The organism is Beijerinckiaceae bacterium (assembly GCA_004564215.1).
Lineage (GTDB): Bacteria > Pseudomonadota > Alphaproteobacteria > Rhizobiales > Beijerinckiaceae > Methylocapsa.
Window position 1 is genome coordinate 1,903,027 of record CP024846.1, and the last position, 13,379, is coordinate 1,916,405.

The window sequence follows — 13,379 nt, forward strand, 5'->3', positions numbered from 1 at the left end:
GGCTCATTTGCCAACTGTTTGAAATTTTTAAAATCGAACATTTGTCGCTGCATCCATTTACCCAAAAGGAGATTCAAGGATGAACGAGACAACCCTCAAGACCCAAAAACCCAATCTATTCGAGCTGTCCGGCTACGGGCTGCAAGTCACCTATTCGCTAAGCAGCTTCGAGGGACCTCCACAATTCAATTTTCATGATGCGACACAGAGCAAGCTGTTCAAGGGCGACCAGATTCGAACCGTTGAAACAGAACTCGGTACGCTCGTAAGCGTCACCATCAATCTCACCGTCGACTCAGGCTCCACCACATTCACGCTCGTCGTGCCCTCAGTCAATTTGCGCGGGACAGAGTCCGTGCAGATCGAGACGGTCGGAATAACAACTCTGCACAAGACATCGATCATTGGGCCGCCGAATGGGCAGACCGATTTTTACACCGTCCAGGCGCTGCGGGGAACTGCGGCCAAGGTCGCCTTTTAATTGCTTTGTTGCTGGCCGGCGCGTCTTTGCCGCGTCGGCCCTTCACCGCGGGGCTCGATATACGCTTTTGCCCTGCAGCCCCTCGTGGGAATGATGTAGATTCAAAACACCGCGTGGGGCGGCGCGGAGGTTTTCGGACACGCTGGCGCCGGCGTCGCCTTTTGCAGGCGTCACGCCACCATCGGCCAGCCAGAGCGCCCCCGTCACATAGCTTGCCTCGTCGGATGCCAGGAAAGCAAAGATGTTGGCGATTTCCTCGGGCGTTCCCCGACGGCCTAAAGGTATTCCGTCGCCGATTTTTCGCTGCCCCTCGAGCGGGATGGGGCTTTGGTCGCCGCGCGTCCAGGCTGTATCGATGGCGCCGGGGCAAACGCAATTGGCGCGAACACCATACCGGGCCTGCTCCAAGGCGACGCCCTTCATGAAGGCGTGCAAGAAACCCTTGGAACCACCATAGGGCGTAAACATCGGAGATCCGTTCAATCCGGCCTCCGAACCTGTGCTGATAATGTTGCCGCGAGTCTCGCGCAGATGCGGCAACGCGAATTTGGTCATGAGGAACGCGGTGCGAATATTGTTTCTGAGCGTCCGGTCGAAATCCTCGATCCGGTAGGCGTCGGTCGTGGCGTTGGCAATGAAGATGCCTGCATTGTTGACCAGCACGTCGATGCGACCGAAACGGCGGAGCGCAAGCTCCACCAAGGCCCCGGCCTCGGCTTCTTCGGCCAAGTCGCCGAGATAGGCGTCGGCCTCCCCGCCAATTGCAACGATCGCCTCGGCCACTTTCTGCACGGGATCCGTCGGCAGCCCGCCGAGCACGAGGCGCGATCCTTCACGTGCAAATTTATGGGCAATTGCCTCCCCTATGCCCGTTCCGGCACCGGTGATGATCGCAACTTTATTTTCGAGCCTCATCGCAGCATTCCCTCTGTCTTGCGGAAATCATGACCTATTTCTGCAGAACGCCGCATGGAACCGAAATGTCCTTGATCAAATGAATGGCAAAGTCAGCAAAGGCGGCGGAAGGCGATTGTGGCCGCCTTTGCAACAAGGCTGCATTTCCTTTACGGTAGTATGAAACAGCCGGAAGAGTTGGGAAGGAGGCGTCATCATGACAGGTTCTCCTATGGGGGGCGCCGTGAACGGTCCGCGCTCGATCGCCTTGATCGGGCCCTATGGAAGCGGCAAATCGACCTTGTTCGATGCCCTGATGAGTGCCGCGGGCGCGCCTCCCAAGCGATCAACCGACAGCCGCAAGCGGGTGATGAGCACTGAGGTGCGGCTCGGTCACTGCTCGTTTCTTGGCGACCGCTGGTCGATTCTAGATTGTCCCGGTTCGGTTGAATTTTCCTTCGAGACGGAAGGGGCCCTGACAGCGGTCGATCTTGCCGTGGTGGTCTGCGAACCCTCGGCCGGACGGACGTCCAGCCTGCCGCTCCTCTTGAAGCTGCTCGAAGACTACCAGCTTCCCCATCTTGTTTTTGTCAATAAGATCGACACGCTGTCAGGGCCTCTCGACGATACGCTCGCGGCGCTCCAGACGCATTCGAAGTACCCGCTGGCGCCCCGGCAATTGCCGATTCGTGAAGGCGACTCGATCATCGGCTATGTCGACGTCGTGCGGGAACGGGCTTTCCGCTACCGCACCGACCAAGGCTCCGAGGCGATCGAGCTGCCCTCCGACCTGCGCGAACACGAAAAAGCCGCGCACGATGGATTGGCCGAAGTGCTGGCCGACCAGGACGATGCTCTCCTGGAAAAGCTTCTCGAAGAGATCGAGCCGACGACGACCGAACTTTATCAGCAATTGCACAAGGACCAGGCCAGCGGCACCATCGTCGAAGTGCTGCTGGGTTCGGCGGCACGGGGCCAAGGCATACTGCCCTTATGGAAGACGTTGCGGCACGACGTGCCCAGTGCGGCCGAAACCGCCAGCCAGCGCGGCGTGGCGCCTGGAGATCAGCCGCTGGTTCAGATTTTCAAAACGATCCAGACGGGCAAGCTCTCCTATGGCCGGGTCTGGCGCGGCCTCCTCCGCGACGGCGCAACCTTCGATGGAACCCGCGTCGGCGGTCTTCACCGCTATGCCAGCGGCGAAGCGCTCCGGGTGCCGGAAGCCGAGGCCGGAGAATTGGTCGCGCTCGGCCGCCTCGAGGGCGTGGCGACGGGAGCCGTCCTCGGCAACCCGGGCCCCACGGCCGCGCTGCCCTATCCCGCGCCGCCTCCGCCGGTCTATGCGCTTGCGATCACCACCAAAGACCGCAAGGACGATGTCAAACTTTCCGGTGCCTTGCATAAGCTCGTCGCGGAAGATCCGGCTCTCAGCATCGAGCACGACGTAGAAACCGGCGAGACGCTGCTCAGGGGACAGGGCGAAATCCATCTCAATGCCGCGCTCGAACGTCTCGCCTCGGTCTATAATTTGCAAATCGCGACCGCGCCGCCGAAGATTGCGTTCAAGGAAACAATCAAGCGCCACGTGTCGCAGCATTCGCGGGTGAAACGCCAAACCGGCGGCCATGGCCAATTCGCCGACGTCAAGCTAGAGATCGAGCCGCGCGCCCGGGGCGAGGGGTTCCTATTCACCGACAAGATCGTCGGCGGCGCGGTGCCCAAGCAATATATTCCCGCTGTGCGCGAAGCCGCCGAGGAAGCGATGCAAAAGGGCCCGAACGGCTATCCGGTCGTGGACGTTTCGGTCACCCTGGTCGATGGCACGTTCCACGCCGTGGACAGCTCCGACATGGCATTCAAGAGCGCGACCCGGCTGGCGATTGCCGAAGGGCTTGCCAAAGCCGAGCCGGTGTTGCTGGAGCCGATCGAACATGTGACGGCGAGCGTTCCCAACACTTTTACCGCCGCCGCTCAACGGCTGCTGACCGGCCGGCGCGGCCAGATTCTCGGTTACGCGGAACGACCCGGCTGGCCCGGCTGGGACGATGTCGAAGCCCTGGTTCCGGCCGCCGAACTCAATGACTTCATCATTGAGCTGCGCTCCGACACGATGGGCCTTGGACAGTATCGCCGCCGCTTCGATCATCTTGCGGAAACCCGCGGCTTCACGTCTTAGGGCATCCAAGCCTATAAGCCATTCAAAGCTTCGCGTGTCGGCGCCACCGGCGCACCGATCACGCTCGTGGTTTCCGGCTGCAACGGCTATATCAGCGCAGCATTGTCTCCCACCCTCGGACATCGGCCATGGGCCCTCCCTCGAAGGAAGCTGTTTCAGACCTTGCGAGCCGCAGCTTTGCTTATCACGTCGAAGCTGACCAGCGCGGCGAAAGGCTCGACCGCTTTCTTGCGGCGCAGGCGGCGGCCGCGGAAACCAATCTGTCGCGCACGCGACTCAAAACCCTGATCGAGGCGGGCCAGGTTTCGATCGACGGCGCGACCGTGACCGACGCGAGCCTCTTGCTGCGTGCCGGCCAAATCGTCGGCCTGCAAGTGCCGGCCCCCGTCGATCCGGTGCCCAAGGGAGAGGCGATCGATCTTTCGATCGTCTACGAGGACGACCACCTCTTGGTGATCGACAAACCGGCCGGGCTCGTCGTCCACCCGGCCGCCGGACATGAAGACGGGACGCTGGTCAATGCGCTGATCGCGCATTGCAGAGCCAGCCTCTCGGGAATCGGTGGTGTGAAAAGGCCCGGTATCGTGCACCGGCTCGACAAGGACACGTCTGGCCTTTTGGTGGTGGCCAAGACCGACGCAGCCCATCAAGGTCTCGCCAAGCTCTTCGCCGATCACGGGAAAACCTTGGCCCTCACGCGCGAATATCTGGCCTTTGTTTGGGGCGTTCCCGCGCGGCCGTCCGGCACTGTCGATGCTCCGCTCGCCCGTCATGCCACGGATCGCCAAAAGATCGCGGTTGTGAAGGGCGAACGCGGGCGCCATGCGGTGACCCATTGGCGGCTGATCGAAAGCTTCGCCGGAGAGGCAAGCCTTATTGCCTGCAGGCTGGAGACCGGAAGAACCCATCAGATACGGGTCCACATGGCGCACAGCGGACATCCAGTCCTTGGCGATCCCGTTTACGCGGCCGGCTTCAAAACAAAGGCGGCGCGGCTGCCAGAGGCCGCGCAAGCGCGCCTCAAAAGCCTTTCCCGGCAGGCCTTGCATGCGGCGGTGCTGGAGTTTCCGCATCCCGTGACAGGTGTGCAATTGCACTTCGCGAGCCCCCTGCCGAAGGATATGCAAGAGCTGCGGACATCCCTCGCGGGTGAACGCGCGCTTTGACGGGCCCAAATTCCAACCTCTGTCGCCCGTCGGGAAGGCCCATCATGGTCACCCAATAACAAAGCTGTGATCCTTTGCTTGTTTCGCTCAAGGTTTCACGCTTATTTTATCTCTAGGATGAAACTTCGCGGTCAACATTGCGATAATTTAACTTAACGGAAAGAAGCCGGGAACATCGCTTTTGTACAATAATCTCCTCATTGGAGGAGGAATATTGCTAATCTTTAATGTGAATGCGTTGAATTGCCCCCTTCCGGCCATCACGGGGGCGGTTTATATTGTTCGATCGCATGGCCGACAGTTTATGTGGCCGGTTAAGAACCCGCTAAACAGGGGTTCTAAGGAGAATCTGCAATGAGTGCCGCGCTGCCGATGATTTCAGGTGAAAGTGGGCTCGCTCGCTATCTCAACCAAATCAGACGGTTCCCAATGCTGGAGCCGCAAGAGGAATATATGCTCGCCAAGCGCTGGCGCGAGCACGAGGATCCCGACGCCGCGCATAAGCTTGTGACCTCGCATCTGCGGCTCGTCGCCAAGATCGCGATGGGTTACCGCGGCTATGGTCTGCCGATCAGCGAAGTGGTCTCCGAAGGCAACGTCGGCCTCATGCAGGCCGTCAAGCGCTTCGAGCCGGACAAAGGGTTTCGCCTGGCGACCTATGCCATGTGGTGGATCCGAGCGTCGATTCAAGAATATATTTTACGGTCCTGGTCGCTCGTGAAAATGGGCACCACCGCGAGCCAGAAGAAGCTTTTCTTCAATCTGCGCCGGGCCAAAAGCCAGATCTCCGCGCTTGAGGAAGGCGATCTGCGGCCCGATCAGGTCAAGACGATCGCGCACCGGCTGGGCGTCAGCGAACGCGATGTCATCGATATGAACCGGCGGATGTCGGGAGATGCCTCCCTGAACTCCCCCTTGCGCGACGAAAGCGAAGGCGAATGGCAGGATTGGCTTGTCGATGACAACGTCAGCCAGGAGCATAGTCTGGTCGAACGGGAAGAAAGCGACAATCGCCTCGGCGCCCTTCAAACCGCGCTCAGCGTGCTGAACCCGCGCGAGCGGCGTATTTTCGAAGCCCGCCGGCTCGCCGACGATCCGATGACGCTCGAAGCCTTGTCCGACGAATTCGATATTTCGCGCGAGCGGGTTCGCCAGATCGAAGTCCGGGCGTTCGAAAAGATTCAATCCGCCGTCAAAGCGGGCGTGGCCAAGATCGAAACGCTCCAACGCGGACGAATCGATAACCCCACCGCGCCGGTTTAAGCAGATTTCGTTCGAGGAGATCGCCGAGCTTTGGCAAGAGCTCGGCGAAAATAGCCCCGCCTCGCCTACGATGATAGGGCGACCCGCCTTGATCACGGCCCGCGGGTCTGGCTTGATGATCGCCAGAAACTGATTTTCCGGATATTTTGAGTTGTTGAAAGGGCCGCGCCCCGATTTCCGCGCGCGCATAAAAATTCGTCCCGCGCCGACCCCTCAAAGCATCGCGCTATGCTTTATTTCCTGCAGTCTCCGCCCTATAGAAAGCTCACCCAAGGGCAGATCGCGCCAGCGGCGGAACTCGCGCAGGCGGCGGCGACTGGATGCCAACGACAAGTAGCGGAGACGGGACCGAATGGCGGGACATAGCCAGTTCAAGAACATCATGCATAAAAAGGGCAAGCAGGATGCAATTCGCTCCAAGCTGTTTTCCAAGCTCGCCCGCGAAATCACCGTTGCCGCGAAAATGGGCCTCCCCGATCCTGCCATGAATGCTCGGCTGCGTGCCGCTGTGATCGCGGCCAGGGCCGAGAACATGCCGAAGGACAATATCGAGCGGGCCATCAAAAAAGCGTCCGGGGCAGACGCTGAGACCTATGACGAGGTTCGCTACGAGGGCTATGCGCCGGGAGGGGTCGCCGTCATTGTCGAAGCTCTCACCGACAATCGCAACCGGACCGCCGGCGAAGTACGCTCCTATTTCACCAAGGCGGGCGGCTCGCTCGCTGAGACCGGCGCCGTTTCCTTCCTTTTTGATCATGTCGGCGTCATCGAATTTCCGGCAAAAGCGGCTTCCGAGGACGCCATGATGGAAGCGGCGATCGAAGCCGGAGCCGAAGACGTGCAGTCCAGTGAGGAGGGTCACGAGGTGATAACCTCGCTGGAAGGGCTACGCGAGATCGCGCAGGTGCTCGAGGCCAAATTTGGCGAGCCACGCAAGTCCAGCCTGATCTGGAAGCCTCAAAACATGGTCAACGTCGATGACGAAGCGGGCGAAAAAATACTACGGCTCGTCGGCATGCTCGAAGACAACGACGACGTGCAAAACGTCTATTCCAATTTCGAGATTTCCGACGCCCTCATGGCCAAACTCGCCAGTTGAACGCCTCAAGCCGTGGCTTGTTGGGGAATGGTCTCTTCCGATAGATCGGCGGTTGCTTGGTTCGGGGTGGCTTCGTCCGGGTTGACCGCCATGCGGATGATGGCCGCCCCGATATCATTGATTTTCTGGCGCAGGATCTCATTCTCCTCGCGCTGCAAAAGGGCGGCGCTGGCGGTTTGCGGCGACGTCGCCGCATGCAGGGCTGCCAGTTCGCGGGCCAGGCCATCGCATGTGCGTCGGGCTGCCTCAAGCGCATCTTGCGAGGCGGCATGCGCGGCGCGAAGCCTCTCGATCTTTTCAACATAGCCACGTTCGGTGGCGCGCGCCGTTTCAACCTGCAGCTTGCGATGCTGAATGAGATCCTTTTCCCGCTTGGTTGCGGCTTCCAAAGCCTCTTCCCGATCGGCAATTCTCGCCGCCGCTGTCTTAAGAGTGACTTGGTCGGCTTGATGCTGAAGCTGCAGGGTGGCAACTTCCCTCTCAAGATGCTCGACCTTGGCGCTTTGAGTTAGCAGCGCCTGCTTTTGGTGGACCGCCGAGGTCTCAAACACAGTCAAAGCGTGCCGCTGTTTTGCCGCCAGCGCTCGCGCGGTCGCGAGTTCGTCCCGCAGCGCGGCGAGTTCAGCTTCTTTTCTTTTGAGGAGACCGCTGGCGTCATACACCTCCTTCCCCGTCGCCGCGAGTTCGGCGGAGGATTCGGCCAACGCGCGTTTCAGCGCGGAAAATTCGCTGTCGGCGTCGCTCGTTTGCTGGGAAAGCGCGACAAGGTCCGCCTCCTGCGCAGCAATCACCGCCGCGCGGTGCCCGAGTTCGGCCATATGGGCAGCATTCGTCGAGCTCAGCTTTTCAACTTTCTGCTCAAGCTGTCTGTATTCGACCGCAAATTCGGCCCTCAGAAGATCGCGACCGGCGACGATTTCCGCGGGCGAAAGCGGAACCAGCATCTCAAGCCGCCGCGTCGACAGCCTGATCGCCCGCCGCCAGAACGCCGGGGCGATCGCCAGAGCCAGCAGCCCTGCGATCAGAAACCCGAGCGTGAAAACCAATGCTTGTTCAATCACATCGCTGCCTGCTCATTCCGTCGCCGCGCGCCAAGCCTAGGAAAGAAACCGGAAAAAGCCAATCGGTTTCACAAAAATCCCTATCAGCTTTGATTTTACACTGAAATGATCGTGAATAGAACCGACGGTGTACAAGTCCGTCTTTGGCCCGATCGGCTCGAAAGTTCGTTTGGGGCTCGATTCGCTTGACCGGGGCCCAAGTACGGTCCCAACAGGAAATGGGACCGTAAGGCGGGGAAGCGGCAAAATTAGGTTAGCTTAACCTTAAAGCTTAATGCCGAGGGACTCGGAGAAAATATTCAAATCGTCAGCAAAACGCTGCCCGACGCCGATCAAAATCCCGGAAAACCGCACACGACGCGGATCTCGGAAGGGCGCCCTCATCAGCGCCAAAAATGATCAAATGCTTCGCGCGCGTGAACTCGTCAGAAGGGGTTCCAGGTCGAATTGGGGGTAAACTTCAAATAGCTGACATTGAAACCGAGACGTGCGCCAATTCCGGACCGGATCGGAACAACATAAACCTCGTCATTGACCAGCGCCGTCATCCCGAAGCCCCCGATCAGATAGGCCGAGCCGTCGACGCCCCCATAGCGGCGGAAGATCGCTTGGGTCGAAGGTAGATTATAAACGAGCATCATGGTCCGGTCGCCGTCCGCGCCGGCATCGAAGCCAAGCGACGGGCCCTGCCAGAACACTTTCAGATCTCCGGCATTGCGGGTGTACATGACGCCCTCGCCATAGCGCAGCCCGCCAATGAATGCTCCCCCTGCTTCCTGGCCTAAGACATAGCCATTGGGCTTGCCCCAGCGCTTGGTGGCTGCCTCGACGATGTCGGCAAGTCCACGCGAGACCGATCCGAAAAAGCGATGGCCATTGGCGACAATTTCGTTCGAGGAGAATTCACCCGGCCGACCGTATTGCGGATCCGGTTCCGCCAAAACAGTCTTTGCACGAAGAACCGAAACGCCGGCGGCAAAAGCCGCCAATTTCAGCGCCATTTCTCTTCGCGATTGCATAATTTGGTCCTCCGCCTAGAGCCCCATCCCACAAGGGGTTTTTGGGATGGGATGCACCAAAACAAACAAAAAGGAGCAGAATCGATTCACATGGAACGATGATGCTTCATGTTCCGCGACCAAGCCCATGGCCTGTATCGGTGCGGCCACTGCACCGAGCTTTGAGGCAATGGAGTTAATGAAGGATTGACGCACGCCGAGGTATTATCGTGTCATCAACAAGGCGAAGCTGTGCCGCGTGCAGAAAGCGGTCGTGGCTCGCACCAGTTCAGGCCGGCCCCGCGATCGATCGAGGGTCGCCCCAGGCAACAAAGGCTCCATTTCGAAACTGCGTGTCGGCCTTTCCATATCGGAGCGGATGCTTTTCTTCGTCGACAACAATACCGCCCGCGGCGCGCAACACCGCATCCCCCGCCGCCGTGTCCCATTCCATGGTCGCGCCGAAGCGTGGATAGACGTCGGCGTCCCCCTGAGCCAGGACGCAAAACTTCAGCGATGAGCCTGCCGCACGGCGCTCCTTGATGGGGAGTTTGGCGAGAAACCCTTCCGTCAGGGGATCCCGGTGCGAGCGACTCATCAACGCCGTTAAACCAAGCGCCGGGGCAGACCGCACATGAATGACGCGACGAGCGGAACGCGGAGGCAGCGGCGCGCCCGGCGCGACAGTGCAGACACTGGCGGTGGTCCCGCCGATCCAGAGCTGGTCCAACGCGGGAGCGTAGACAACGCCCGCACAAGGCGCCCCATCGATAATCAAGCCTATGTTGATCGTGAATTCGCCATTGCGGCTCAGAAATTCGCGGGTGCCGTCGACGGGATCGACCAGGATGAAGCTCGACCCGATGACCGGTCTTTCGCCGCGCGACATGGCTTCCTCGGCCAAGGCCGGCAAATCCGGCAGGCGCGCCGCAAGACGCTTCAGGATGATCGCTTCGGCAGCCTCGTCGGCGTCACAAACGGGGCTCGTATCGACCTTGCTTCTGACGTGGCTGTCGACACCATAGACGGCCATGACCGCGACCCCGGCCTCGATTGCGATTTCCGCAAAGACATCCGCCACGGCATCGCGATCGATTGATTCCCCGCCATTGATCTGATTCACGTGTTGCCAGTTACCCTGCTATTTCGCGCGGCTTTATGATTTGTGACGACAAATTTGAAATATGTGCGCATTGCGACGGAAGCAATTTACATTTGCCCCGGCCCGATCGAAAAATCCAATTGTATTCTTGCAAAAGAACACACTGAGCGCTGCGCTCTTCACGCTTGGGCCGCGATCTTTCGGTCCGACGATTTGTTAACCTATTGTTCGCACATTGAAGCGGGTCAGGCTCAGCCGGCTGCGCCGCGTGACCTGGGTCGCTGGCCCCCTTCGAGGGGGCGGCCCTGCCCCGAGGAGCAGGGCATCAGGGAATAACTAAGAATGCGCTGCAATCGTCATGAGTCCCCATGTCCCGGCCACGCCGTGCCGAGGGCCTAGAGCGCTTCCCGATCAGATGGAATCATCTGATCGAAAAGGAAACGCTCAAGTTCAACGAGTGGGAGCATGTTCTGATCGAAAAAGTCGGTCAACTTTTTCGGAACATGCTCTAGCTTTGAAAATCTTTGCGCCAAGAATGGATGAATTATGACGCTGTTTGCCATCGACCCCCTCGATCTCGCCGCGCTTCTTTGCTCGCGGGTGTGCCATGACGTGATTAGCCCCGTCGGCGCCATTATTAACGGCCTAGAGGTTCTCGAAGAGGAAAAAGATGCGGAAATGCGCGGTTTTGCCCTCGATCTCATCAAAAAAAGCGCCGAGACCGCGTCCGCTCGCCTGCAATTTTGCCGCCTGGCCTTCGGCGCAGCCGGTTCGGCTGGAGCCTCGATCGATACAGGGGAGGCCGAAAAGGTCGCGCGCGGTCTGTTCGGCGTCGAACGCACGGAACTCGTGTGGAATGCCCCGCGCCTTCTGATGCCCAAGAACATAGTGAAACTGGTCTTGAATTTGTGTCTCATCGCGGCCGCGGCGATCCCGCGCGGGGGCGTTATCACGGTCACTCTGGCTGGCGGCGAAGAAACAAGCATTCTGATCACGGCTGCCGGGCCAAATGCCAAGCTTGGCGGCCATGTGGCGCCGCTCCTCGCCGGAAATCCGAATCACAATTCGGTCGACCCACAAGGCATTCAAGCCTTTTATACCGGCCTCGTGGCAAAAGCCGCGAATATGACCCTCGGCGTCACGGCCGTTTGCGATCTCGTCACGCTCGAAGCCGAGTCTCAACCGGCGATCGCGACCGCCGAAGCGGTGGGGTAAGCCCGAGCTCCGGTTCGATCGGCGCGGAAATATTGATGCGGAAATATCAGCCGACAAGTTTTGCCGACGCGAATCGCGGTCGACTCACGCCGTGATTCGTTCCTCGTCCTCGCTCGGCTCGCGCAGAACATAACCCCGGCCCCAAACCGTCTCGATGTAATTGCGGCCGTCGCTGGCATTCGCGAGTTTCTTGCGCAATTTGCAGATGAAAACATCGATGATTTTCAGTTCAGGTTCGTCCATTCCGCCATAGAGGTGGTTCAGAAACATTTCTTTTGTCAGGGTTGTCCCCTTGCGGAGCGAAAGCAGCTCCAGCATCTGATATTCCTTGCCAGTCAGATGGACCCGGGCGCCAGCAACCTCGACGGTTTTCTGGTCAAGGTTGACGATCAGATCGCCGGTCGCGATCACCGATTGCGCATGACCCTTGGAACGCCGCACGATCGCATGGATGCGGGCGACGAGCTCGTCCTTGTGGAAAGGCTTGGTGAGATAATCGTCGGCGCCGAACCCTAGCCCCTTGACCTTGTCCTCGATGCCGGCGAGGCCCGAAAGAATGAGAATCGGCGTTTTGACTTTGGCAACCCGCAAAGTGCGCAACACCTCATAGCCCGACATGTCGGGAAGGTTCAGATCCAGCAAGATGATGTCATAATCATAGAGCTTGCCGAGATCGATCCCTTCCTCGCCGAGATCCGTCGCATAGACGTTGAAATTCTCGGATTTGAGCATCAACTCTATGCTTTGCGCTGTCGCGCTGTCGTCTTCAATCAATAAAACGCGCATGTGAGGTCCCAGCCTTCCCCCCGTCGGTCGCCTTGACGGCGCGCAAGATCGTTTAAAGTCCACCGCCGCGGCTGTTCAGCCAGTGGTCCAGCGATGGGTTGCTCGCTACGAATTCCGTAACCTTAACGGGCAATGGTTAACAAAAAGCATTCCCTTACAAAGATGGTGAGAAGTCGGCATCGCCATCCTGCTGGGGTCAGAAGGCCGATTCGTCCCCCGACCCTTGCCATCCTGGCAAACCAAGCTTGCGCGACGAAGAATTCCTCACGCACTGTCAGGCTTTACGAATACGCGTCTGATTGGACCTGCCCCGAGGCCCCGCGGCGTCCGCCCCTGCCTGGCGCGGCCGAATCGGGACGATTGCAACTATATACATCGACCGCGGTGGCGGAAGATTTTCGACTGCTCATGCCACAGGTAACGAATGGGCAACCTTACTGCGGCAGAGTTGGTTCGCGCAGAAAATCCCGCTGGTTATCGGCTTTGGGCAGGGCTTCGAAGATTGCAAATATGTGCGTTTCGAAACCCAAAATAGCAAAGCCTTGAGATATGAAGCCAATCCGACTGGGGATCACGGAGCGGGGATCAAGCCTGCGTCTTGGAGTTGAAATATGAAGTCGCGGGATACACTTGCACGCCTTAGGCGCTTTCAGGTCGACGAAACACGTCGTCGCGTTGCCCAAATCGAAACAATGATCCACGAGTTTTCCAGAATGGCGCGGGAACTCGATCGCGAAATCGCTGTGGAAGAACAGCGGGCCGGCATCTCGGATATGTCCCATTTCGCCTACCCGACCTACGCCCGCGCCGCCCGCGCGCGGCGCGACAATCTGCATCGATCGGCGGAAGAATTGATGAGCCAGCTCGACGAGGCGCGGCATTTCCTCGACGAAGCCCTGATCGATCTCGGCAAATCGAGAAGTCTCGAGGGCCGCGACAAGGGATCCGAACCGGACGCCGAAATCGACGCCGAAACAACCAAAACTCCGGCTGTGCATTTACGACGGATCGAAGCCTAGCCGTTTCCCCGGCTGTTTTCTTAAACTGACCCCTTGCGATCCGAACACGCATCGTGCAGGGATGCCGCCTGAACAGGCGGGGTCTCTCATCGAGGCGCGGGGCAGCCATCGTGTCCGGA

At 59.3% G+C, this 13,379-nt stretch carries 13 protein-coding genes; 8 read left to right on the forward strand and 5 right to left on the reverse strand.

Features of this window, described 5'->3' with window-relative positions:
* The first annotated feature begins 79 nt into the window (after positions 1 to 79).
* Positions 80 to 481 (forward strand): hypothetical protein, encoded by a 402-nt coding sequence (locus CU048_08875; GenBank protein ID QBR71375.1) that lies wholly within the window; start codon positions 80 to 82, stop codon positions 479 to 481.
* A gap of 42 nt (positions 482 to 523) precedes the next feature.
* Here the strand turns inward: CU048_08875 and CU048_08880 are convergent, their stop codons facing one another.
* On the reverse strand, positions 524 to 1,396 hold the full coding sequence (locus CU048_08880) for a short-chain dehydrogenase (GenBank protein QBR71376.1): 873 nt from the start codon (positions 1,394 to 1,396) through the stop codon (positions 524 to 526).
* Between the two features lie 196 nt (positions 1,397 to 1,592).
* Here CU048_08880 and CU048_08885 point away from each other — a divergent pair, with 196 nt between their 5' ends.
* The 4 genes from CU048_08885 (at position 1,593) to CU048_08900 (ending at position 7,079) form a co-directional block, all read left to right on the forward strand.
* Positions 1,593 to 3,551, forward strand: a complete 1,959-nt coding sequence (locus tag CU048_08885) for an elongation factor G (protein QBR71377.1) — start codon at positions 1,593 to 1,595, stop codon at positions 3,549 to 3,551.
* A gap of 128 nt (positions 3,552 to 3,679) precedes the next feature.
* Positions 3,680 to 4,717, forward strand: a complete 1,038-nt coding sequence (locus CU048_08890) for an RNA pseudouridine synthase (GenBank protein QBR71378.1) — start codon at positions 3,680 to 3,682, stop codon at positions 4,715 to 4,717.
* A gap of 354 nt (positions 4,718 to 5,071) precedes the next feature.
* Positions 5,072 to 5,980, forward strand: a complete 909-nt coding sequence (rpoH, locus tag CU048_08895) for an RNA polymerase sigma factor RpoH (protein QBR71379.1) — start codon at positions 5,072 to 5,074, stop codon at positions 5,978 to 5,980.
* A 352-nt stretch (positions 5,981 to 6,332) separates the two neighbouring features.
* Entirely contained in the window at positions 6,333 to 7,079 is a 747-nt protein-coding gene (locus tag CU048_08900; GenBank protein ID QBR71380.1) for a YebC/PmpR family DNA-binding transcriptional regulator, read from the forward strand.
* Between the two features lie 5 nt (positions 7,080 to 7,084).
* On the opposite strand, the gene CU048_08905 is transcribed toward CU048_08900, so the two are convergent.
* The 3 genes from CU048_08905 to cysQ all read right to left on the reverse strand — a co-directional run bounded on the left by CU048_08905 (position 7,085) and on the right by cysQ (position 10,234).
* On the reverse strand, positions 7,085 to 8,140 hold the full coding sequence (locus tag CU048_08905; GenBank protein QBR71381.1) for a hypothetical protein: 1,056 nt from the start codon (positions 8,138 to 8,140) through the stop codon (positions 7,085 to 7,087).
* 425 nt (positions 8,141 to 8,565) lie between these two features.
* Complete coding sequence (locus CU048_08910; GenBank protein ID QBR71382.1) at positions 8,566 to 9,159, reverse strand: DUF1134 domain-containing protein; 594 nt, start codon at positions 9,157 to 9,159, stop codon at positions 8,566 to 8,568.
* A 268-nt stretch (positions 9,160 to 9,427) separates the two neighbouring features.
* Positions 9,428 to 10,234: a 3'(2'),5'-bisphosphate nucleotidase gene (cysQ, locus tag CU048_08915; GenBank protein ID QBR72791.1), complete on the reverse strand. Its 807-nt coding sequence runs from the start codon at positions 10,232 to 10,234 to the stop codon at positions 9,428 to 9,430.
* Positions 10,235 to 10,303: 69 nt separating this feature from the next.
* Between cysQ and CU048_08920 the strand changes: the two genes are divergently transcribed.
* Both CU048_08920 and CU048_08925 read left to right on the forward strand, forming a co-directional pair.
* Positions 10,304 to 10,576 (forward strand): hypothetical protein, encoded by a 273-nt coding sequence (locus CU048_08920; protein ID QBR71383.1) that lies wholly within the window; start codon positions 10,304 to 10,306, stop codon positions 10,574 to 10,576.
* Between the two features lie 210 nt (positions 10,577 to 10,786).
* Entirely contained in the window at positions 10,787 to 11,455 is a 669-nt protein-coding gene (locus CU048_08925; protein ID QBR71384.1) for a histidine phosphotransferase, read from the forward strand.
* Positions 11,456 to 11,539: 84 nt separating this feature from the next.
* On the opposite strand, the gene CU048_08930 is transcribed toward CU048_08925, so the two are convergent.
* On the reverse strand, positions 11,540 to 12,241 hold the full coding sequence (locus tag CU048_08930) for a DNA-binding response regulator (GenBank protein ID QBR71385.1): 702 nt from the start codon (positions 12,239 to 12,241) through the stop codon (positions 11,540 to 11,542).
* A gap of 611 nt (positions 12,242 to 12,852) precedes the next feature.
* Between CU048_08930 and CU048_08935 the strand changes: the two genes are divergently transcribed.
* Positions 12,853 to 13,260 carry a flagellar export protein FliJ gene (locus CU048_08935; protein QBR71386.1) on the forward strand — a complete coding sequence of 136 codons (408 nt, stop codon included), beginning with the start codon at positions 12,853 to 12,855 and terminating at the stop codon, positions 13,258 to 13,260.
* Positions 13,261 to 13,379: the final 119 nt, after the last annotated feature.